Source organism: Microcoleus sp. bin48.metabat.b7b8b9.023, assembly GCF_013299185.1.
Taxonomy (GTDB): Bacteria; Cyanobacteriota; Cyanobacteriia; order Cyanobacteriales; family Microcoleaceae; genus Microcoleus.
Map to the genome: position 1 here is coordinate 54,856 of NZ_JAAFKG010000014.1, position 20,922 is coordinate 75,777.

Below are 20,922 nucleotides of genomic sequence, written 5' to 3' on the forward strand. Positions count from 1 at the left end.
CTAAAATCTAAAATCTAAAATAGATCGCTCAAATGTAAGGCCATGCTAAGAGTCTCCGCCCAGCGGGATACGCCTAAGTGGCGCGATCGCCCGCAAAGTAAGAAAAAGTTTTAACTGGTATGTCATTACCCCGCCCCGTCTCAGACACCCTAATTGAACTGTTGAAACCTGTAGCCTGCGAATTGGGAGAAAGATTGGGAGCAAGCGCTGTCAACGAACGCTATGCAGAAATTGAGCCGTCTGGTTCTTCTGCTTTGAACCAGCAAATCAAAAAAGACCCCCGCTGGATTAAAGCACAAGTGAAGTATTTGCAACGGCAGCAGGCCCGAGAACAAGAGTTAATTGCGATCGCCAGCATAGAAGAAGAAAATGTAAAGGAAGAACGCGCCAATCGAATTAGGGCGGAAGAATTGAGAGATCAGCGGGCTATTAGCCGGCTCGGCCGCGAGTTAATGCGGGAGATTCAATCAGAAGCAATTCGAGTTAAGCTGAACGAAATTCAAATTATTTGGGACAGGGACAACTGGTTTTCCAATTTGAGCAGGCAGGAAACTGAACAGATTTTGCAGCAGCAGCAGCACCGATTGCTGTTGTTAGTTGCTCCGGCCAAAATTAGCCAAGATTGCCCGGATTCGTTTCGCCACAATCTGAATATTGAGCTGCCGGCTAAGTTGAGAACTTTTTTGAACCAGTACTACCCCCAGCACGGAGAATCCTGCCCGGTTCAGTTTTACGGAGATTATTTCAAAAACCCTATTTCTGATATTGATGTGGAGCGGTTGCAGACTGTTTTGTCTCCCGTGCCAACCGCTATATTGTACAGCGACATCAGCGATTATGAAGTTAATTTTCATGTCGGTTTTTGGGGGATAATCAATCAGAATGTTTCCCTAGTGGCGATGCAGCCTTGGAATTGGGAAGAAGTTTATCACCAGTTGGAAGCCGAGGGGAAAGATGAAAAGGTGAGACTGCGGATTATTCGGCAAATAATTGTGACAATTCATAAGTTGCTGGCTGCTTTTTTAGCGGATTTGTATTATTTAAAAATAGATTTTACTCACGAACCTCAGCTATTTAATTTAGAGGCGGAATTTGCTCAGGAATGGTTTTCTCAAGATTGGGCTCTACCGTATATAGAAACTCTTAAAGAAATTCAGGAGCAGCAGCGAATAACCTATAAGGGAGAGATGCGGCGGTTAGCACTGCGAGAGGCGAAAGCTAGGGCGGAACGCAAGCGTTTGGAGGAGGAGGCACTAAAAAGCAGACAGGAAGCTGAGGCGAAATCAAAGCGGGCGAAGGAGTTCGCTCACAAATTAAAAAATCTGAAATGGCGGTGCGCTTACACCCTGCCGGGACATTCATCGTTTGTGAATTCTCTGGCGATTAGTCCTGATGGCGAAATTCTGGCTAGTGGCAGTTGGGATAAAACTATTAAGATTTGGAATTTAGAAACAAGGGAATTAGTTGGTACTTTGACGGGACATTCCGATCGCGTAAATTCGGTTGCGATTAGCTATGACGGAAAAATGTTGGTCAGCGGCAGTTCGGATGAAACAATTAAGTTTTGGAATTTGTACAACGGCGATCTATTGTGTACTTTCCCAGGACATTCTATGGAGGTGAATTCGGTGGCGATCAACCCGAAGGGGCAGGTAATTGCTAGCTGCGGCGGGGCTGATAATACGATTAAGCTGTGGAATTTGCGGACTGGTGAGTTGCTGCGGACTTTGAGGGGTCATTCAGACAATGTGAATGCGGTGGTTTTTAGCCCGGATGGTAAGATATTGGCGAGCGGCAGTTCGGATGCGACGAGCAAGGTTTGGGATGTGGAAAGCGGTAAGTTGCTGCGGACTCTTTCGGGTTTGAATGTTGGGGTGAATTCTGTGGCGATCGCGCCGGACGGTCAAATTCTGGCTAGCGTCAGCAATGATTATACGATTAAGCTGCGGAATTTGCACACGGGCAGTTTGTTGCGGATTTTAAATTCTAATTCTGCGAAGGGAAAGGGTGTAGCGAATTTAGGGATGAATGAGGCTGTGCATATTTTGCGGAATTATGTAAGTCGGGGCGATTCGGTTGCTATCAGTAGGGACGGTTTGACTTTGGCTAGCGGCTGCGATGATAATACGATTAATATTTGGAGTTTGCAAACGGGGGAGCTGTTGAGCACTCTTGAAGGACATTCGGGTACAGTATACTCGGTGGCGATCGCACCTTCGGGTAATTTGCTAGCCAGCGGCAGCGCGGATGAGACAATTAAGATTTGGTGTTGCGATTAGTCATCGGGCATCGGGCATCGGGCATCGGGCATTGGTTGGACGAAGATAATTCCGGTTTTGCCCTTGCTCCGAGGGCTTTTCGGTGATTTTGGAAAAAAAAGTTTGCTGAGGGGGTTGCGCTAATGGCGATAAGTTTGCTATATTAATTTTCACTGCTGGTGTAACTCAGTTGGTAGAGTAGCTGATTTGTAATCAGCCTGTCGCAAGTTCGAGTCTTGTCACCAGCTTATTGAATGAAAAATAAGGCTAGATAAAAATTCTAGCCTTATTTTTTTGCCCGCAATCGTCTCAAGGCGCTTGTCACCCGCCTCAGCAATTTTGATTGTTAACGCAATCTTTTTTCCAAAAATAGAAATATCTATGGTTGTATTGAAGGTTGTATTGAATCGGGCGATCGCAAATTTGAGCGTTTGATTCTAAAGTTTAATTAAATGTTGACCACTAAACTTAGCAATTCATTATAAACTAATTGTGCGATCGGTCTACAGGAGCAGTCAAATGTCCCCTTGGGTAAAAGATCCACATTCAGGAGGAGTTAAAATCCCACCGGCAGTTCAAGAACGGGTGAAGCAGCGTATTCTAAATTATGCTGCTGCTAACTACGCTGGTAAATACACTCGCCTAGGCATCCGCTTTCGCAGTCAGTTTTGTTACATTGATGCCTATACAGAACCTGATGTCCCCCTAGATTTTCCGGCGAAAGATTTGCGCGTATCTCGTGAGGAATATTTAGAACGAAGGCGAAATACCCCAATGCAACTCTGTCGGCTGCGTTATTTTAGTGATGAAGAAGCTTGGAGCCTGGGCTTTTATACATATAGTAATGAAAAATATGAGCTTTGTGTGTTCAACAATGGCAGTTTCTATGGTACGCCTGAAGAAGCGTTTGCCTCCTCTTCCATGTACTTGGAGTAACCCAAAATGAGCGAATATCAATATTACGAGTTTCAAAGTGTCGATCGACGTTTGACTCAATCGGAACAAGAAGCAATCAGCAAACTCTCTAGTCGCGCGAGAATCAGCTCTAGTAAAGCTATTTTTGTCTATAGCTATGGAGATTTACCGGGCAATGAAAAAGAATTATTAGTCAAATATTTCGATGCTATGTTTTACATAGCTAATTGGGGAACAACACAACTAATGTTTCGTTTCCCTAAAGGTTTGATTGATGTGGAACAGATGCAGAAATATTGCATTGAAGATATAGTGGAGGTTTCTGAACTTAATAATTTTGTCATTTTAGAAATTTCTATTAATGAGGAAGGAGGTTTTGATGGATGGATAGAGGGAGAAGGAAGTTTATCCTCTTTGATAGGTTTGCGTCAGGAAATTTTGCAGGGAGATTATCGTTTACTTTATTTGGCTTGGTTGAAAGCAATTACCTATCTTGAGGGATTAGACGACGAAGATGAAGATGATGATGATAATGATGATGATGATGATAATGATGATGAACAACAAGGGCTAGAGCCACCTGTTCCTCCTAATTTTGGCAAGTTATCTCCATCGTTACAGGCTTTTATCGATATTTTTGAAGTGGATGAGCATCTACTGAAAGCTGCAATAAGTGCGAGTGTTGCTAAACCTTCAATTCCTGAAAGTAGCTTCAAAGAAGCTATCAAAAAACTCAATCGTTCTGAAGTCGATACTTTTTTACTGCGGTTGCTCAATGGAGAAGCTAATCTCTCTATTGAATTGACTAAGAAATTATCAGGAATGATAGAAGTTAAGAAAGAGGAGAATCCTGGTAAACGAACAATTCGTCAGCTTTTAGAAAGTGCAAAAAAGGCAGAAATAGAGGAAGAATACACAAAGAAAGAGCTAGCTAAAGCTGCACGAATCAGAGAATTAGAAGCTTTGGCTAAGCGAGAAACGGCTGCTTGGGAAGATATAGACGCTCTTATTCAAAAAGGAACTTCTAGCTCTTACGATGAAGTAGTGCCGTTACTTTTAAACCTCCGAGATTTAGCGGCTCATCAAAACCAAACAGTTAAATTTTTAAAACGGCTTCAACAACTTCACGATCAATATAGCAGTCGCTCTGGATTGAAAAGACGTTTGCTTAAGGCGAATTTATTATAATCCAAATCAAGGTACGTTGTTGGGCTTTAGCCCTCTTTATTTATATCTTGAAAGAGGGCTAAAGCCCAACAACGTACCTATTTTTTCAATACGCAGCGCAGGCTTTTTTCAACCAGGTGATTGTGGCAGTATCGAATACGGGGGCGAGTTTCTCAACTACCGAAGCGTGATAGTTGTTTAACCATTGTAATTGAGTTGTTGACAGCCGATCGACATTTATCAATTTTTGCTCGAACGGAATATACGTCAGCGGTTCAAATCCGTACCAAGCCGTACCGTTTTTAGACGGCATTTCCCTGACAACATAGAGATTTTCGAGGCGAATTCCGCCCCAGCCTGGTTCGTAATATCCCGGTTCGATACTGGTTATCATTCCCGGTTCGAGGGGATATTGGACAAATTTGCTGATGCCGTTGGGGCCTTCGTGACCGGCTAAAAATGCGCCGACTCCGTGGCCTGTGCCGTGTCCGTAATCTAGCTGTTGTTGCCATAATACCGCACGGGCGATCGCATCTAACTGCGATCCGGTTGTACCTTTCGGGAATTGCTGCATGGCACAGTTGATGTGTGCGATTAAAACTGTGGTGTAGTGTTCGATTTGCTGCGTTGTCGGTTCCCCGACTATCATGGTTCTGGTGTCGTCGGTTGTTCCCGCTAGATACTGTGCGCCTGAGTCTAGCAGCAGCAATTCTCCGGGTTTTAGCGTGATTTCGGGGCTGGGAGTGCCGTAATGTACGATCGAGCTATTTGCTCCCGCACCTGCGATCGTTCTAAATGTTAAAATATGAAAGTCAGCTTCTTGTTGATAAAAACTTTCGATACTTTCTTTAACATCAAACTCCGTCAGGACTTTACCATTTTCTAGCTGTTCTGTCAACCACTTTAAAGTTAGAGTTTTAGCTCTACTTGCCTTAAAATTGGCAGATTGCATCTGCTCGATTTCCACCGGATTTTTCCGAGCTTTCATCCCTTCCACGGGATTCGGATCGAAAACTATTTCAATGTTATTTTTAGCTTTTTGCTGGTCTAAAATTAACTGGTACGTGCCTGCCGTACTGTGTTTCGAGTCCAATAGCACCCGAACTTGTTTCGGCAAATTAAAACAACGTTCCAAGGTTGATGGATAGTCGGAGTAGGGAAGTAAAGTTGCAACCCCCGCCAATTCTTGCTCGATTTCCGGTGAAACTCGTTCGAGATTTGTGAACAAAAATGCTGCATCTGCCGTGACAATCGCGTAGGATATGAAAATGGGAATGTGGGGAATATCCGAGCCTCGCAGATTGAACAGCCACGCTATTTGATTGAGGTTGGTAATCGGGAGCAAGTCGATGTTGGTTTTCTGCATCGATTCTCTGACTCGGACTAATTTTTGGGCGGCGGTTTCTCCGGTCAGGGATGCTGGTAAGCTAAATATAGGAGATTCGTCAATCGCGGGTAAAGTCTCTGTTGTTTGTCGAACCTTGTCTGCTAAATTCTCCGGTATCGGTACGAGTTCAATTCCCGCTGTTGCAAATTTGTTCACCCAATTTTGATATTGCTCTGTGGCGACGGTAAACGGATCGAAACCGAATCTAATTTTAGTTGATTTTTGTGCGGATTCAGTTGCCAGTTTTTCTAAGGTTTCAATCAAGCTTAAATTTCCTTCTAAGCCGAGTTTCGATATTTGAATAATTCCCGTATCGACTTGTAACTCTGCTTGTTCGTAATAGCGGGAATCCACAAACAACCAAGCGGAATTTTTGCCAACTAACAAATCGCCAGCCGAACCCGTAAAACCGGAAATCCAAGCTCGTCGCTGCTTTGCTGCTGGGACTGATAAATTTAAGTGTTCGTCAACTGCTGGGATGAAATAGCAATCTAAGTCATAGTTTGCCATCAAAGCACGCAAAGTAGCAATTTTTTCAACGGAGGCATTCTTAAGAATGCGTTCAGATTTAAAGTTAGTTGCAACCATTTTTTGATATCCTATATTACTGATTTAAAATTGTCTTCAAACCTTTGACCAGCCTGCTAATTCCTGCGGTGGCTGTTGCAGTTTCTAGGGCACCGTAAGCAACGCGCAAATAGCAGTCATTATCCATGCCGAAGGTTGTGCCGGGAAGCACTGCTACATGATGTTCGCGAATTAATCGCTCTACTAATTCCATTGTATCGAGTTCGGTGTCAACTTTCAAGAAAAAGTAGAAAGCCCCAGCGGCTGGGGAAATTGTACACAGATTTTGGATGGTATTGAGTTCGTCTAATACGAGTTGGCGCACAGATGCGATCGCCCTTACATAATTATCGCAGTAACCTCTACCAACTTGCAAGGCTCCCAGGGCTGCATACTGGGAAATTACCGGCGGACAAATTAAGATGGTATCTTGAATTTTCCTCACCGAAACCAGCAAATGCTGTGGAATTACCATATACCCGATGCGCCAACTCGCAAAACCGTAGGCTTTGGAAAGGCTAAACAGGGAAATTGTATGTTCGCTGCTATTGGAAAAAGTTGCGGGCGAATAGTGTTTCACGCCGTCATAGGTAAAATATTCGTAGGCTTCATCGCTGATGTGATAGATATTGTGTTTGCGGCAAATCTCGTTGACTTCCCGGAGAGATTCAGCAGAATAAACCACGCCTGTTGGGTTGTTGGGTGAAATAGTGACAATTGCTCGCGTTTTGTCGGTGATTGCTTTTTTGATCGCAGCAATATTGAGTTGATAGTTGGCATCGGTTTCTACTATCACCGGGCGGCAATTTGCCATGACAGCAGCCATTTCGTGGTTGAAATAATAAGGTGATTGAATGATAACTTCGTCTCCCGCCGAGGTGATGGCGAGAATGGCGTTGGTAAATCCCATGTTGCTGCCGGCGGTAACGACTATGCAGTTTGTGCTGTTAATTTCTATGCCGTTATCTGTTTTGAGTTTGGCTGCGATGGCATCTTGTAATTCTGGGATTCCTTCGACGGCTTTGTATTTGTGATTGTCGGGATTTGCGAAGAATTCGGGAATTTTGTTAAATGATTCTTGGGGCGGATTGTAGTAAACTATGCCTTGTCCTAAGGATATCGTTCCCGGATTTTGCCGGATTAGTTCGCCAACTACTGGAATTATTGGCGATTGTACGGATTGCATTCGAGTTGGGTGATTTTCGATCATATATTATAGGGAAATACCGTTCAGTTAGAATTGTCATTGCGAGGAACGAAGCAATCTCCGTCTCTATTTTTTATATCGCTTTTACTTTTTTGAGGTCTGAACTGTATTGTATCATAGGTGATTTTACAGGCAAATTTATACAGCAGACTTTTTACATAAATCTTTGATTGATGGAGTAATCGCAGATGTAATACAGATGATTTCGAGATAAGTTGCGATTTTTTCCATAAGTTTAGTAAGGTGCATCGGGTGCAGCGGCTTGTGCAAGAAAATATGTTTGTAGGGGCGAAGCATGACCTCCGTGAATATGAGATTATAACTAATAACTTATATGCGGTCATGCTTCGCCCTCTTCAACAGTGAGATGTACTCGGTTTTTAGGATTAAATTTGTTTGTAGACGGCGGTTGAAACCGCGTCTACACAAGGGAAGTCCGCCTCCGCGGACTGAAGAAAATAACTGAAAAAAACAGCGTAATTTTAACTACCCAATCTTCAACCCGCAAAGGCGGGTTTTGCTTGTGTAGACGCGGTTTCAACCGCCCTGTCTTCTAAACTCTTTCAACTTCTATTCTAGAACCTTGGGGGGATTTGAATACTTTAACTTGGGCAGGCAATCTTTCGCCCAATCCTCTAACGTGGGTAATTACTCCAATCAGCCTTTCTCGCTGCCGCAACGATTCTAAAATTTGAGTGACGCTTTCGAGGGTTTCTGCATCTAAAGTGCCGAATCCTTCATCAAGAAATAAGCTGCCAAGTTGGGCTCCTTGAGATAGTTTTTCTGATAAAGCTAAAGCCATTGATAGCGAAGTGGCGAAGGTTTCGCCACCGGAAAGGGTTCGCACTCGTCTAGCTTCGCCGCCATTCCAATTATCTGTTACCCAGTATTCGCCGTCTTGGTTTTTCAACTTGTACCGATTTTCGGTTAATTCTTGCAAAATCAAGGTGGCGCTGCCGACTAATTCTGCTTCTAAATGTTCTAAGATGTAAGATTGAAATTCGTTGGATTTGAGATTCTGCGCTAAGGTGTGGTAGGTTTGCTCTTGTTCTGTGAAATTTGTAATTTGCTGTGACAGTCTTTCGGCTTGTTCGAGGGTTTGGGCTGCTACTTGAATCCACGCTAAAAGCTCGGCGCGGTTGTTGTTGGCTTGTTTGAAGTTTTCTTGGGCGGCGTGTTTTGCCGATCGCACTTGTGCTAAAGTATCTTCATCGGTAGTCCTGCCTGCGATCGCCTCGCCTAAATCCTTCGCCCGCGTCTCCAACTGAATTTTTGACTCGCGCACAGACCGAATCGCATTTTCCCACTGCGATTGTTCGCTAACGGGCGCCACCGCTGCTAAAAATGTCTCTTCTGTGAAATCAGCCGCTGTTAATTTTGCTAACCAATCCTGGTTTAACTGCTGTTTGCTGGCTTGGGCTCGTGCAAAAACCTCCCCTGCTTGTTGCTCTCTCTCGGCTGCTTGAATAGCAGTATTTTGAGCGGTTTGATAGGATTTTTCGGCAGTTGTCAGTAGATTTGCCAGCTTTTGCTTGTCTTCTGCTAAGGCTTTTGCTAAATTAGCATAGGGTTGATATTCTGTAATTTGATAAAGCGCATTCACACAACTTTGCAACTGCTGCTTCCGACGGTCTGATTCGGCGATCGCATCTTGATATTCTTGCTGTTTAGCTGCTTGAGCCGTCACCGCAAAATTAAATCTTTGTTCGTAATTGTTATATTCCAAGGATGCGAGTTGGAATTGCTGCTCGGTTTCGCGGTATTGGCGATCGCTATCTGCAAGTATAACCAACTCCTGCTGCAACTGCAAGACTTCCCACTCAGGATTTTCCAGAACTTGAGTGATTTGCTGCTGCAACTGAGCAACTCTCTTCTCTGTCAATTCCAATGCTAGAGCAATTTCTGACTGTTTTTGCTCGCAAGCTGAAACTGCGCTTTTCGCCTCAGCCACCGCCATTTGAGCAGTTGGCAAAACCTGATTTGCAGCCGCCACTTTCCGGCGCAAACCAGCAACATCGACAATCTTAGAAATCGGCAAAGCAGGTAGCAAATCGCTCTCAGGATGCACCCCCCCGCACACCGGGCAATTATCCCCAGCATTCAGCGACATCCTGACAGCAGCAACACTCTCTAAACGCGCCGCTTCCGCATTAGCAGTTTCCACCGCTTCTAACTCGGCACTGCACTCTTTTAGCCTGATTTCGGCTGCTGCTAAATTAGTTGCAACCTGCACGTAATTCTGTTCGGCACTTGCTTTTTCGGCGACAGATTTATTCAACTGTTCGCGCTGAGTTTTTACCTGTTTGGCAATTAGCTGAAGTTCCATCAATAAAGGTGCAACTTCCTGCAATTTTTCAAAACGCTTTCCTCCCGGCGAATAGTTTTCGAGCATTGCCGCTACTTGAGTAACCCGAAAACCAGCCACCTGAATTTTAGTATTAGCAGCGTGCAGTTCTTTATCTGCTACTTGGAGAAAGCGGAGTTTTTCCTGTTGATTGTTCTGGGCGAGGGCAACTTCTTTGTCTAATTGAGTGCGCTGTTCTTCATATACTTTCGCAGCAGCTAGAGCATCTTCGCGAGCCTTAATTTGTGGTGCTAATACCTCAAATTTGGCTTTGGCAGCTTCAAATTGCTGTTGCTCTGTTGCTTGCTCCGAGCGAGCTTTAGTTAACCGCTCTCGCGCTGATAAAGCAGCACTTTCCGCAGTTTCATACTGACTGCGAGCCGATCGCACTAAAGCCCAATCTCCCTGTAAATGGTTGGCAGCTTGCGCTCTTTCTAAGCGCTGTGCTAAAATTGCTATCTCGGCGGAATTAGCATTTAATTTCGCTAATTCTTGTTGCAACTCTTGCCAGCGAGTGATTTGGGAAAATAGCTGTTCTTCTTCATCCACAGCCTTCTGAGCTTCCATAACAGCGCGCTCGAACTGGGGCAACTGCTGCTCTAAAATCCAAAGTTGCGATCGTTTTAGCTCCACCTCATTCGCCGCCGGAGCGCTCAACTCAGCCAACTGTCTTTCCACCATTTCCCGTTCTTGTTTCAGCAACTTCGCGAGTTCGTTTGCTTCCTTCCGCATCTGCTCAAAAATTTCAAAACCCGCTAGCTGCCGCAAAATTTCTCGGCGCTTAGAAGTATCCCCTTTAATAAACTCATCAAACTTGCCTTGAGGCAGAATAATGGCTCTAGTAAAAGTATCAAAATCCATTCCTAAAATCTGTTCAATCGTATTTTGAACAGCAACAATACTCGTCCCCAAAGTTTCCCAATCGCCATTTTGCCAACTCTCCAAAATCACCTTGTTCTCGGGAGATTTCGGACGAAAACGCCACCTCCGCGTCACCCGATACTGTGCCAAACCCACAGCAAAACGTAACTGCACCTTTAAATTCTCGCTTCCTTGACTTACCAAATCAGCTACTTGTTTGCCACTGCGATTTGTCGTACCAAAAAGTGCGTAAGTCATCGCATCTAGCAGTGAAGATTTACCCGCACCAGTAGCGCCAGTAATTGCAAACAAATCGAGTTGAGAAAAATCTAAACGTTGTTCCCGGCGGAAGCTGGTAAATCCTTCGAGCAAAAGTTCTAGTGGACGCATACTGATTTTAGATTTGGGGATTGGGCATGGGGCATCGGGCATCGGGCATTGGGCATTTTGGCAATTATATTGTTCCGAGTGGTATGGGCTTTTCTTAAGTTTGTTAGGGATAACAGTTGACAGTGAACTCTACCTGGAAGGAAGAGGATTTGATTAAACAGTTGACAGTTGACAGTTGACAGTTGACAGTTGACAGTTGACAGTTTGAGAGCAACCTCTACCTAGAAAGAATAGGATTGAAGTAATGAATAGTCTGACTTTAATGTCTCCCTCAAAGGGTAATGAATAGTCCGATTTTAATTTTTCGCTAAAAGGAGAGGCTTTAAACCAATTATTTTGGTAAAAGTCCACCAATTATCAATTACCTATAGCGGTTCTCAAAAAAGTGATGTATGCTCTCTTTGCCCGATGCCCGATGCCCGATGCCCATGAGTACCTCAGATTTCTGAGAAAGGCTATATTTAACTATTAACTGTTTCCTTAAACTTCTTGTACAAATTCTCAAATCCCTCCAATACAGCGGGTTGTGGTGTCGTTCCCAAGCGGTTTTGATAGTAATTACAGAACTCTGCTGCCGGATCGAAATTGTTGGGATCGATATTAGTGCTCTCTGTTGGTTCTAGCAGTGCATCCCGATAGCGCGGTTCAATTAACACTGCTTGAGAACAGATTTGCCGCACGCGATCGGCTAATCCGATTTGCGGGCTATCCAATTCGACAATTACCTTCAAAAAACCAGGATGATACTGATGAGCTTCTAAAGTAGCATCAAGATTGTCATTATCACATTGAAGCACTTTTAATGGTTTGTGGCAAGCCACCGGTCTAAATTCTACCTTTGCCTGACTTCCCGGCTCAACTTCGATCGAGTAAAATCCTTTTTCCTGTTCGGCTTCTCCAAAATCTAACTGAATCAAAGAACCGGAATAATAAGCGGGAGAATTCTTAGCAATCTGCTGGTGAATGTGGATGTGTCCGAGGGCAACATACTGAGCTTCTGGCGGCAGAGTTTGCGATGATAGCAGGTATTGTTCTCGCGTGTAGTAAGCGACTTCGGATTTGGCCAAGCGAGCGCCGTCAATGCTCATGTGTCCCATCAGCATATTCACAGTATTGTCTCGAAAATCTGTGGTTAAATTTTGCAGTAAATCTGCTACAATCTCGCGGTAGTCTTGACGGCGGTTGGCGTCGCCGGAGTGCCACAGAGAATTGGCATCTAACAGTCTTTGTTCCGAAGCAAAGGGCATCGCTCCTACGCACAGTTTACCGCTTTTTGTATTCAGAGTAATCGTGCCGCCGTCTGCCGATCGCCTGGGTTTACCCAAAGCGCGAACGCCGGCAAGGGATAGCAGTTGGGCGATGCTGTCGATGCGGGATGCTGAATCGTGATTGCCGGCGATCGCAATTGCGGGAATTTCGGCTGCTTGGAGTCCGCAGAAAAATTGATAGGCAATGCGTTCAGCGTAGGCTGGAGGGTTGGGAACGTCGAAAATGTCACCGGCGACCAACACGGCATCGACATCGAGCTCCTTGGCTTGTTTCAAAATCTGTTCCAGGGCGATCGCAATTTCAGAAGTGCGATCGATCCCTCGAAAACGTCGTCCCAAATGCCAGTCAGCAGTATGAATTATTCGCATAGTAAGTTCGGCAGTTGACAGTTGACAGTTGACAGTTGACAGTTGACAGTTGACAGTTGACAGTTGACAGTTGATTTGTAGTAGCGGCGGTGGATGGTGCGTGCCCGCCCTTTTAGTTGACAGAAGGAAGAAGACTTAGATAGTAAACTTGAGCGCGAGTTGTATTTTATGTTTGATTAGGTGCAGTGATAGTGGATTTATTTATAAAGTGTACAAGTTAATTTCAAACTGAGATATTCTATCACTTATCTTCACCAGACGGGCGGTTAACTCGAATCAGCATACCTGTTAATGTTTCTAGATTAGAAATAGCCTCATCAATCCGCGCTGCCAGCCGCTCTCTATTTGAATCATCTTTACAAACAATGATACCAGCATGGTCTGGTTGTAATGTATGCAGCTTGATAAAATGACGGCGATTGAGTGTTAAAATAGCGCGATCGATACTCAATGCAAAAGCTAATACTTCGTCATCAGGAATTTTTTGATTAGCATTTCCTGCTTCCTGTACTGTCAGGACATCGTGACCTAAAGTCCTTAGAAATTCTACAATTCGCCTTGGGTATTGTTCATCTGCATAAAAACGTGCCACTTTTTAATCCTCCTCATTTTCTTGAATTGCTGTTTCAATCTCGTCAGGATATGCCTCAGCATAAGCCCAAGCATTTGCCAAGTCAGCGGCACGCAGAGTCGGATAATCTTCTAATAGTTCAGATTCCGAAATACCTAAACGGCGAGCATTTACCAGCACCCAAACAGGAATGCGCGTTTGTCTGATACAAGCATCGCCGCCGCACACGCCAGGAGTCTTTTGAATTCCCGACCAAAAGTTAGTTAAGCTTTGGGCTAAAATTTGTATGGCTTGAGTCTTTTCTTCGGGACTTAGCGCCAGGAGTTGCGGTTGTAATTCTTTTAGTGTCATGTTCGTTATTCGTACTAAGTGGTAAAAAGTATATGTTTGGTACTTGTCAAACTATTCTAGCACTTGCTACCCAGATTTATTCAGCCTATTTAAGTTCCAATTGTCTGGTACGCATTACCAGCCAAGAATAGAGAATAATGTAACTCACAACTTCATTAAACAAATACAAAAACCTGCACTTTTAATCCTCCTCATTTTCGTGAATTGCTGTTTCAATCTCATCAACGTGTGCCTCAGCATAAGCAAAAGCATTTACCAAATCGGCAGCACTCAGATCTGGATGACCTTCTAAAATATGAGCATCGCTAGCACCTTGACGGCGATAACTTATTAACAGCCAAACAGGAATGCGAGTTTGTCTGATGCAAGCTTCGCCACCCATTACGCCAGGAGTCTTTTGAATTCCCGACCAAAAGTTGGTTAAACTTTGGGCTAAAAATTGTATGGCTTGAGTCTTTTCTTCGGGACTTAGCGCCAGGAGTTGCGGTTGTAATTCTTTTAGTGTCATGTTCGTAATTAGTGATGAAAATCTACATTTTGTCACCATCAAATTATTCTAGCACTTGCCACCAGATTTAATTCAACATATTTAACGGTAAATCGTAGGCTGCACCGCCAGCACCAAATCCGAGAACAATGTATAGCGTTTCTCAAAAAGATGAGGTATAACAGACAGCTTGTAAAACCACTAAACTATTAGGGCTAAAGCCCAACAACGTACCTCATTTTTCTGATAACAGCCATAACTCAAAACTTTTATTCAACAGGCTTCACATCGTGAAACAGAGTATAATCAACCACTCGCGAACCGTCCGGTTTTCTGTGAATAATATCTACAAACCGCATATTCCACACAATTTCTGACGCTACAAAAGAATGTCTGGCGTGAATTGTTTGCGAAACTGTGTCGTCAATTCCCGTTAGCGTAATTACAATTTCGGCTTGCTGCTCGATCAAATCTTTGGCGGTAAGTTGGTACAAAGGACTGTTCTCATCAATTGCGTGCATCACCGTCCAAGTTAAGGCAAAAATAGGAGATTGACTCCGCATTAATTGCAAATCGTAAAAACGCCGCATATATTCTCCTTCCGATGTTACTTCGTCGCGGATCAAAGTAGCTCGCTGTTGCGCTTCTAAAATTTGGTTGAAGCGCTGATTTCCTGCGCGGTACATCAGAGTCGGAACGCCGTTGAAAGGAGCGATTATAGCTACGCGGCTGAAGATAACTCTAGCACTTGGTCGAGAAAATCTCGAAAAAGCCAGTCCCGTTACCATAGCGACTCCCCACAAACCAAAAAACGCTTCGATCGCAACTATAGTGTTAGCGTACTCCGTGCGCGGATACATGGCACCGTAGCCGATTGTCGCCATTGTTTGCACGCTGAAATAAAAGGCATCTTTGAATGAACCGGGCCGTGCATTAGCAATACAATCTCCTCCCGCTAAGTAAGCTAAGGCAAATAAAGAATTTGTCAGTACATACGACAGACAAATCAGCATAAAAAATTGCGGCCAAGAAAGAGTTAGCAGCCTGTGATATAGATCGGCAAAATGCAGGCGAGGTACTCCCAACTTGACAATACTTAGGGGGAATTGTCCTTTGCGACTGACTAAACGAGGCTGTGGCGGGCGATTGCGGTGAATTTTCATTGCGATTTGTAACTGCGGCTGTGTCAAATTGTAACTATTGCTTGGAGCTGGAAAACTTATCCTTTAGACTGATGTCTAATTCCAAAAATTACGATAAAAGCGGAGTTTTAAAAATGCTTGAGCTTAACTGGCATGATAATCTGGCGATCGTTTCTTTTGTCGCTGCTATTGCGGGTCTACTGTTGCTGAGCGATAATCCCACCTCTGACGGGGCTGACGATTCCCTACGGGATAGCTTCGCCGATCGCACTTTGAGCGAAGAAGTCCTGATCAAGATGAGCTTTACTTACTGGATAGTTTACTGCATCTCTGTTTTCGGGCTGAAACTTCACTTACCAGAGGATAGCTGGTTGTTCCTGAGTTTGAAGCTGACTACTGTTCTTTCTTATTTGTTGACTGCTTCTAGCATCCTCAGCCTGCCGCTGCAACGCATGGCTGTCAGACAAGTTGAAGAGTGAAAAGAACGGGTTTGCAGTCAGGACTTCAGTCCTTCCGGTTGGAGTGAAGAAGGACTAAAGTCCTCACTACAAACCTCTTCAATAGTTTTGCATTAAAGATCGTCGGTTAAAACCGACTCTCATATCAAATGCCGTGAGTTCGTCCCGCAAAGATCGATCGCACAATCAGGATTTAAAACCCTTAGAGCTTTTCTTTTTATCCTGCGGCTTGGACTTTGACTTGTGAACTTCGCCTAAAGCTTCCTGAAATAAGTTGTGCAGGTGCAGGGGAACGCTGGCAATTTCCGGGAGTTCGGGTTCTAAGGGTTTTTTGAATTCTTGCAGCAGGGGCTCTAAATCGCGATCGATCTGAAAGTCTGTGCGCTGCAATACTGTTTGCAAAATTTGTTGTAATTTCGCTGGGTTAAGTTTAGCTAACCGCCGCCAAATCCAGGCATTAATTGCCGGATCTTCTAGATAGCTGCGAAGGAGTTTATCGTAACCGGGAATGGTGGAAAAGTCCTCGGCTGCAAGCATTTCGGTAAACTGGCTGTAGTTAGACAAAAAGGTTTGTCCCCAGCGGGAATGAGAAAGCGCTGTCACCTTTTCGGCTTTTTTGAAGCGATCGGGCAATTCGACTTTCGGCGTTACCATTTTTGAACTCGCATTGCTGTCGATCGCCACCTCAACTGCTTTAGTATCGGCGCCTGCTGCTGCGATGGCGACTGCTTTGATTTCTTCTGGATCGATTCCGGCATCTTCAACGATATCCGCGAGAGATTTACTTTGATCGATGCCAATATCAGCTAAGCGTTTTTTAGTCATTACCTCCTGAAATTCGGCCAACTGTTTGTTGAGGTGATATCCCGATAGCGTCACTTCGTCACTGCCAAAAAATTCGGTAAAATCGTCGTGATACTGTTCTACTGACTTCCAAGCTTGCTCTAACAATTCTGGGGCGTCGCTGTACAGGTTATTTTTGTAATTTTGCTTGAAATTGCCGATCGCCACCGCCAACTTCGGCTTGCCCAATTTCCCCATGACAATCGGAGGCCCCGACAGTATCCACCAGTCATCGGTGAGAGGCGCAATCCGAGCCCGCAAGATTTCTCCTAACTTAAAGCGAGACATTTCTGGCAGGAAATTAGCGCTGTTGGGCTTGACAGAGTAGTGCTTCGCCGTCAGCCAGTTCATCAGTTCCAAGCTGTCGGGGGAAATTTTAGTGATTTCAAACAAGCCGGTGAAGCTTTTTTGGCCCCAACTTTTTAGCAAACCGATCTCGATCTCGGTTAAATCCGGCTGAGTTTCGACAAAAAGGTCGATCGGCGTTTTGTTTCCGACTTTACCTTCGACTGTAAAACTGTCAATTACCTGATTTTGTTGGGCAATATCGTAGCGCTCGCCCGTCGAGCGAATTGCGGCAAAAGCTTCTAAAGCTACCGCCAACTCTCCCTCAGCATCCAGCACAAAGTCAATTAAATTTTGCTTGAGTGTCCAAGCTCTTTCCAACATTGCATCCACAAGTTATACCAATTTTGAATGAAAGGATTTAGATTCTTAACAATTATCGGACTTGAAGCAACTGACGCTTTCACTCTCCGGCTGCGATAGAATGACGCAGATTGCGAAGAATGACCGAAATATGCGATCGATGCCTGAGTCCTGAATTAGTTTAATTTTAAGCCTAATTGTCAAAAAAAATGTCAGCCTCAAACTCTTATGTTAATCAGAGTTTGATATTCAAGCCGGAAAACCAGCCTTGGAAAGATTTGGCTTCCTAAAAAAAGCGATTTTAACTCATTTAAAAATACCCCTCTCCGATGTATAGAGTGGGTTCAAAATCCCCAATAACTTTGCTAAAATCGTGTTGAAAATAGTGTCATATCATCTCCGCTCGATTACCATAAAAAAAAGTTCGTAGTGCGGACTTCAGTCCGCAATCCGGATGCGGACTGAAGTCCGCACTACGAGCCTTACTTATTGTGATTAATCGATCGGACAAGGTATCCGATCTCAGTTCGTAGTGCGGACTTCAGTCCGCAATCCGGCTGCGGACTGAAGTCCGCACGTGCGTTCCTTACTTATTGTGATTAATCGATCGGACAGGATATCCGATCTCAAGCAGTCCAAGACTGAAAAATACTTGCTGGCGCCTTTAGCGGCCGTCTCGATCAATGTCGCCAGGAACAGCCCGTTCAACCCGATCCCAAGCGTCGCGCGTGGCGTGCTTAGCTTTTTCCCAAGTCACATTCGACTTACCGCGATTTGTTTCGTAATCGCGCTGCAAATCGCTTTCGATCTCGTTGAAGCTTTTACCTGTACTGCGATAGCGGCTGTAGCCCTCATAACCGGTGCGGTATGCCGGTTGATAGTCCTCGTAAGTTGTGCTGGTGTCCGCGTAAGGACGGGAGCTATGGTTGTTTTGCCAGTAAGCATCTTCTACCGTGGGGTCGATCGACTCTGCGACACCTTTACCCGCCAAACCGCCGCCAAACGCGCCTACAACAGCACCTACAACAGCTCCTACAGGCCCGCCAAGTGCACCGCCGATCGCAGCGCCAGCAGCACCAGCACTCGCAGCACCGATACCCGTTCCCACAGGATGAGCTCCGGTTTCCCCTGACAGCGGGTCGAGGTTAGCATCAGGTTGCTTCACCGTTTTGTTATCATTGCTCATGATATTTTTTCCTTTTATCTAACTGTAACTACGATTAAATTTAGCTTTTTAATTCCTATTTCTTCATCTTCCTTAGGGATGAATATGCTAGCTTAAAAAGCAGGCGAAGCGGAAGCATAAAACTATCCCGGACTAAATAGTAAGTGGTTAAACACGCTACTCAAATGACCTAAGGTGCGCGGCGGGAGCGCACCCTAAATAATTACGCTCAAACGAGATCGTGTCTCGTCTCTTACTCGCAATAAAAACGGTTTGTAGTGAGGACTTTAGTCCTTCTTTTTTGCGGACTAAAGTCCTCACTACAAACCAATTTTGTTTGGATTGTTAGAGCGGACATAATATGAGTCGCGATCTCTGCTCTTATTTGTCGTTACCCAAGCTGCATATTTACCAACTTGAGTTAGATGACAAATTGTTAATTTATTCCTTGCCCGTGACCTTTTCAATCAGGTCTTCAGCTTTTTGAACAATGTTTTCTTGCGGGTGTTCTTGCTTGTATTCCTTTAAACTTTCATCGTAAACCTTCTCAACCTTGGCAGGATTTTGAGCTGTATTGACGATATCTTCGTAAGCTGCTTGGGGATTGAGATCCTCAAAACTTTCTGCGGGGTCAGTAATTTTAGCCTCCGGCTGCGCCTGACTGCTGTATTGACCTGCGCTAGCAGCCTGACTGGGTACGACGGCCAGACCGGCCAGAACGAGCAAAGCCAGCGTACATACCAGCAAAATGCTTTGACTCAATGTTTGCCCGAGAGCTTTTAAAACCCGCTTCATATCAACGTCTCCTCGTATTTTGTCGCAAAAATTATCGTGTTTGTTGTCCCGATCGGGCGATCGCGCATCAAGAACCTCGGTTAAAGCGCCATCTTTATCGCAGCTACCAAAGAGCGATCGAGCGAACAGGGATATTTATCGTGATGTGCAACATACTAAGCTCCTGCTTGTTACCATTACTTCTACCAAAAGATAGATTAGTTAAACCAGCGGAACTCATCTAGTGTGAGGGGCGATCCCCTTCCGCAAAAAACTCTATCTAGCAGTTCTCCCATCAATGGCAAACCCTTACTCTTCTTTCCTCTTCCTACCCTTCGGGAACGGCTTCGCCGAACGCGTGCTTCGCGTCTTCGCGGTTCATCAAAAAAAGCCCATGCACCAAACATCAAAACTTGCATAAATACCCGATAAAACTACAACAAAACCTGCTCTATCTTAAGGTTTCGACTCTGCATAGCTCCTTCAAACAGCTCAGTAGAAAGAGCCTGTTCTACCGACCAAACCCCCGGTTTTGTTAATGTCCCTTCTAACATTAATTGAGCAATGCTGCCAGTACCGATACCCGCTGCTGTGGCAGCATTCGGGTGTAGCGCTGTCGATCGCACTTTTGCGGGTTGACCGTTTTTGATGCCGCTCACTTGCGATCGCACAGCCACGCCCACACCGCTAAAATTATTGCTAACAGCCGTCATCCCGTAGCTGACATAAGACAAAAACTCAATGACAGAATTATTTTTCAGCCAGCTATCCGGCCAGTATTTAGCAACAAACCAAGTCAAGTGATTGTAAAGGTCGGGAGAAGTGCCAAATTTAGTAATAACTGTTTTTACGGGGAAAGTTTCGGGCAAAGTAATCGCTTCCGGCATATCGAACCAGTAAACGCCTGTTTTGCCGTAGGGTGCGGGAAACTCTATCATTTCGCGATCGGTGTATGGTTTGATTTGCTGTAGTTTGCCATCAACCAAAACATCAAAAGGAGTTTGCAAACCTAAAAAAGTAGTACGCATGACGGTAACGCCAGCACCGCCGGAACCGCCGACAACATAACTCAAATGAATGTGTTCTGCGGTATCTAATTGCTCCACATCTCGGCGCACCATGCTGTTAGAAACTCCCGGAAAAATACCCGTATTGATAATCGCTGTCACCCCGGCATTTTTAGCAGTTTCCCGACAGTCTAAAGCTCTGCGAGTAAAACTGCTGCTGTCACTGACATCGGTATAATTAACACCTGCTTCGATGCAAGTTTTCAATACACCCGCGTCTCGGTAGTGAAAAGGCCCGGCACAGTGAACGACGAGGTTAGAGGCTGAAATTGCTTGGCGCAAAGCTGCACTGTCTGCTAAATCTAAAGATAAATAGCGCGATCGATCCGGCGATAACTCTGGAGGAAGAGAGCCATTGGGGTCGCGTCCGGTAATAGTAACTTCTGCGTCGGTATAAGTGAGAATATCTTGGGCAACACTGTTGCCAATTCGTCCGCGCCCGCCGACAATCAAAACTCGGTTTGCCATCGCTCAAAAAGGGGTAACGCCATCTTTTAGTATCTTAACTTTGGATCTATCTTTTCATCCACATCAAGTATGAATTTATGATAATTGGAGATGCTTCTCGATTGGCGATCGCCCATGAGCGCAGATGGGCTGGGGCGATAGGCAAGAAGAATGACTTTTTAATTGATTTGCCCGTTTTTTCCAATATATAAAACGCGCGAGTCGGATTGTCCTGA

At 44.7% G+C, this 20,922-nt stretch carries 17 protein-coding genes and 1 tRNA gene; 5 read left to right on the forward strand and 13 right to left on the reverse strand.

The genetic code is table 11. The features are described from left to right. Window positions 1-119 precede the first annotated feature (119 nt). The 4 genes from QZW82_RS10810 to QZW82_RS10825 all read left to right on the forward strand — a co-directional run bounded on the left by QZW82_RS10810 (window position 120) and on the right by QZW82_RS10825 (window position 4,361). Window positions 120-2,279 carry a serine/threonine protein kinase gene (locus tag QZW82_RS10810; RefSeq protein WP_293147862.1) on the forward strand — a complete coding sequence of 720 codons (2,160 nt, stop codon included), beginning with the start codon at window positions 120-122 and terminating at the stop codon, window positions 2,277-2,279. A gap of 154 nt (window positions 2,280-2,433) precedes the next feature. Beyond that, window positions 2,434-2,506, forward strand: a tRNA-Thr gene (locus QZW82_RS10815). A gap of 271 nt (window positions 2,507-2,777) precedes the next feature. Continuing rightward, entirely contained in the window at window positions 2,778-3,194 is a 417-nt protein-coding gene (locus QZW82_RS10820) for a hypothetical protein (protein WP_293147864.1), read from the forward strand. 6 nt (window positions 3,195-3,200) lie between these two features. Continuing rightward, entirely contained in the window at window positions 3,201-4,361 is a 1,161-nt protein-coding gene (locus QZW82_RS10825; RefSeq protein ID WP_293147866.1) for a hypothetical protein, read from the forward strand. Between the two features lie 85 nt (window positions 4,362-4,446). On the opposite strand, the gene QZW82_RS10830 is transcribed toward QZW82_RS10825, so the two are convergent. The 9 genes from QZW82_RS10830 to QZW82_RS10870 form a co-directional block, all read right to left on the reverse strand. Further along, window positions 4,447-6,315: an aminopeptidase P family protein gene (locus QZW82_RS10830; RefSeq protein ID WP_293147868.1), complete on the reverse strand. Its 1,869-nt coding sequence runs from the start codon at window positions 6,313-6,315 to the stop codon at window positions 4,447-4,449. Between the two features lie 16 nt (window positions 6,316-6,331). Then, the gene (locus QZW82_RS10835) at window positions 6,332-7,504 is read right to left on the reverse strand and encodes a pyridoxal phosphate-dependent aminotransferase (RefSeq protein WP_293147870.1); all 1,173 of its coding nucleotides are present in this window, start codon (window positions 7,502-7,504) and stop codon (window positions 6,332-6,334) included. Between the two features lie 550 nt (window positions 7,505-8,054). After that, complete coding sequence (locus QZW82_RS10840) at window positions 8,055-11,096, reverse strand: SMC family ATPase (RefSeq protein WP_293147872.1); 3,042 nt, start codon at window positions 11,094-11,096, stop codon at window positions 8,055-8,057. 153 nt (window positions 11,097-11,249) lie between these two features. Further along, window positions 11,250-11,450, reverse strand: coding sequence for a hypothetical protein (locus QZW82_RS10845; RefSeq protein ID WP_293147873.1), 201 nt, complete (start codon window positions 11,448-11,450; stop codon window positions 11,250-11,252). Window positions 11,451-11,557: 107 nt separating this feature from the next. After that, entirely contained in the window at window positions 11,558-12,733 is a 1,176-nt protein-coding gene (locus QZW82_RS10850; protein ID WP_293147875.1) for an exonuclease SbcCD subunit D, read from the reverse strand. Between the two features lie 241 nt (window positions 12,734-12,974). Next, window positions 12,975-13,325 carry a DUF5615 family PIN-like protein gene (locus QZW82_RS10855; protein WP_293147877.1) on the reverse strand — a complete coding sequence of 117 codons (351 nt, stop codon included), beginning with the start codon at window positions 13,323-13,325 and terminating at the stop codon, window positions 12,975-12,977. Window positions 13,326-13,328: 3 nt separating this feature from the next. Further along, window positions 13,329-13,655: a DUF433 domain-containing protein gene (locus QZW82_RS10860; protein WP_293147879.1), complete on the reverse strand. Its 327-nt coding sequence runs from the start codon at window positions 13,653-13,655 to the stop codon at window positions 13,329-13,331. Window positions 13,656-13,836: 181 nt separating this feature from the next. Next, window positions 13,837-14,163 carry a DUF433 domain-containing protein gene (locus tag QZW82_RS10865; protein ID WP_293147881.1) on the reverse strand — a complete coding sequence of 109 codons (327 nt, stop codon included), beginning with the start codon at window positions 14,161-14,163 and terminating at the stop codon, window positions 13,837-13,839. Between the two features lie 248 nt (window positions 14,164-14,411). Beyond that, the gene (locus QZW82_RS10870; RefSeq protein WP_293147883.1) at window positions 14,412-15,305 is read right to left on the reverse strand and encodes an ion channel; all 894 of its coding nucleotides are present in this window, start codon (window positions 15,303-15,305) and stop codon (window positions 14,412-14,414) included. Window positions 15,306-15,418: 113 nt separating this feature from the next. Between QZW82_RS10870 and QZW82_RS10875 the strand changes: the two genes are divergently transcribed. After that, window positions 15,419-15,763 (forward strand): hypothetical protein, encoded by a 345-nt coding sequence (locus tag QZW82_RS10875; RefSeq protein ID WP_293147885.1) that lies wholly within the window; start codon window positions 15,419-15,421, stop codon window positions 15,761-15,763. A 165-nt stretch (window positions 15,764-15,928) separates the two neighbouring features. On the opposite strand, the gene QZW82_RS10880 is transcribed toward QZW82_RS10875, so the two are convergent. The 4 genes from QZW82_RS10880 to QZW82_RS10895 all read right to left on the reverse strand — a co-directional run bounded on the left by QZW82_RS10880 (window position 15,929) and on the right by QZW82_RS10895 (window position 20,707). Further along, window positions 15,929-17,254, reverse strand: a complete 1,326-nt coding sequence (locus tag QZW82_RS10880) for a hypothetical protein (RefSeq protein WP_366665002.1) — start codon at window positions 17,252-17,254, stop codon at window positions 15,929-15,931. 643 nt (window positions 17,255-17,897) lie between these two features. Then, complete coding sequence (locus tag QZW82_RS10885) at window positions 17,898-18,419, reverse strand: hypothetical protein (RefSeq protein WP_293147889.1); 522 nt, start codon at window positions 18,417-18,419, stop codon at window positions 17,898-17,900. Window positions 18,420-18,839: 420 nt separating this feature from the next. After that, the gene (locus tag QZW82_RS10890; RefSeq protein WP_293147891.1) at window positions 18,840-19,193 is read right to left on the reverse strand and encodes a hypothetical protein; all 354 of its coding nucleotides are present in this window, start codon (window positions 19,191-19,193) and stop codon (window positions 18,840-18,842) included. Between the two features lie 413 nt (window positions 19,194-19,606). Continuing rightward, window positions 19,607-20,707, reverse strand: a complete 1,101-nt coding sequence (locus QZW82_RS10895; protein ID WP_293147893.1) for a saccharopine dehydrogenase NADP-binding domain-containing protein — start codon at window positions 20,705-20,707, stop codon at window positions 19,607-19,609. Window positions 20,708-20,922: the final 215 nt, after the last annotated feature.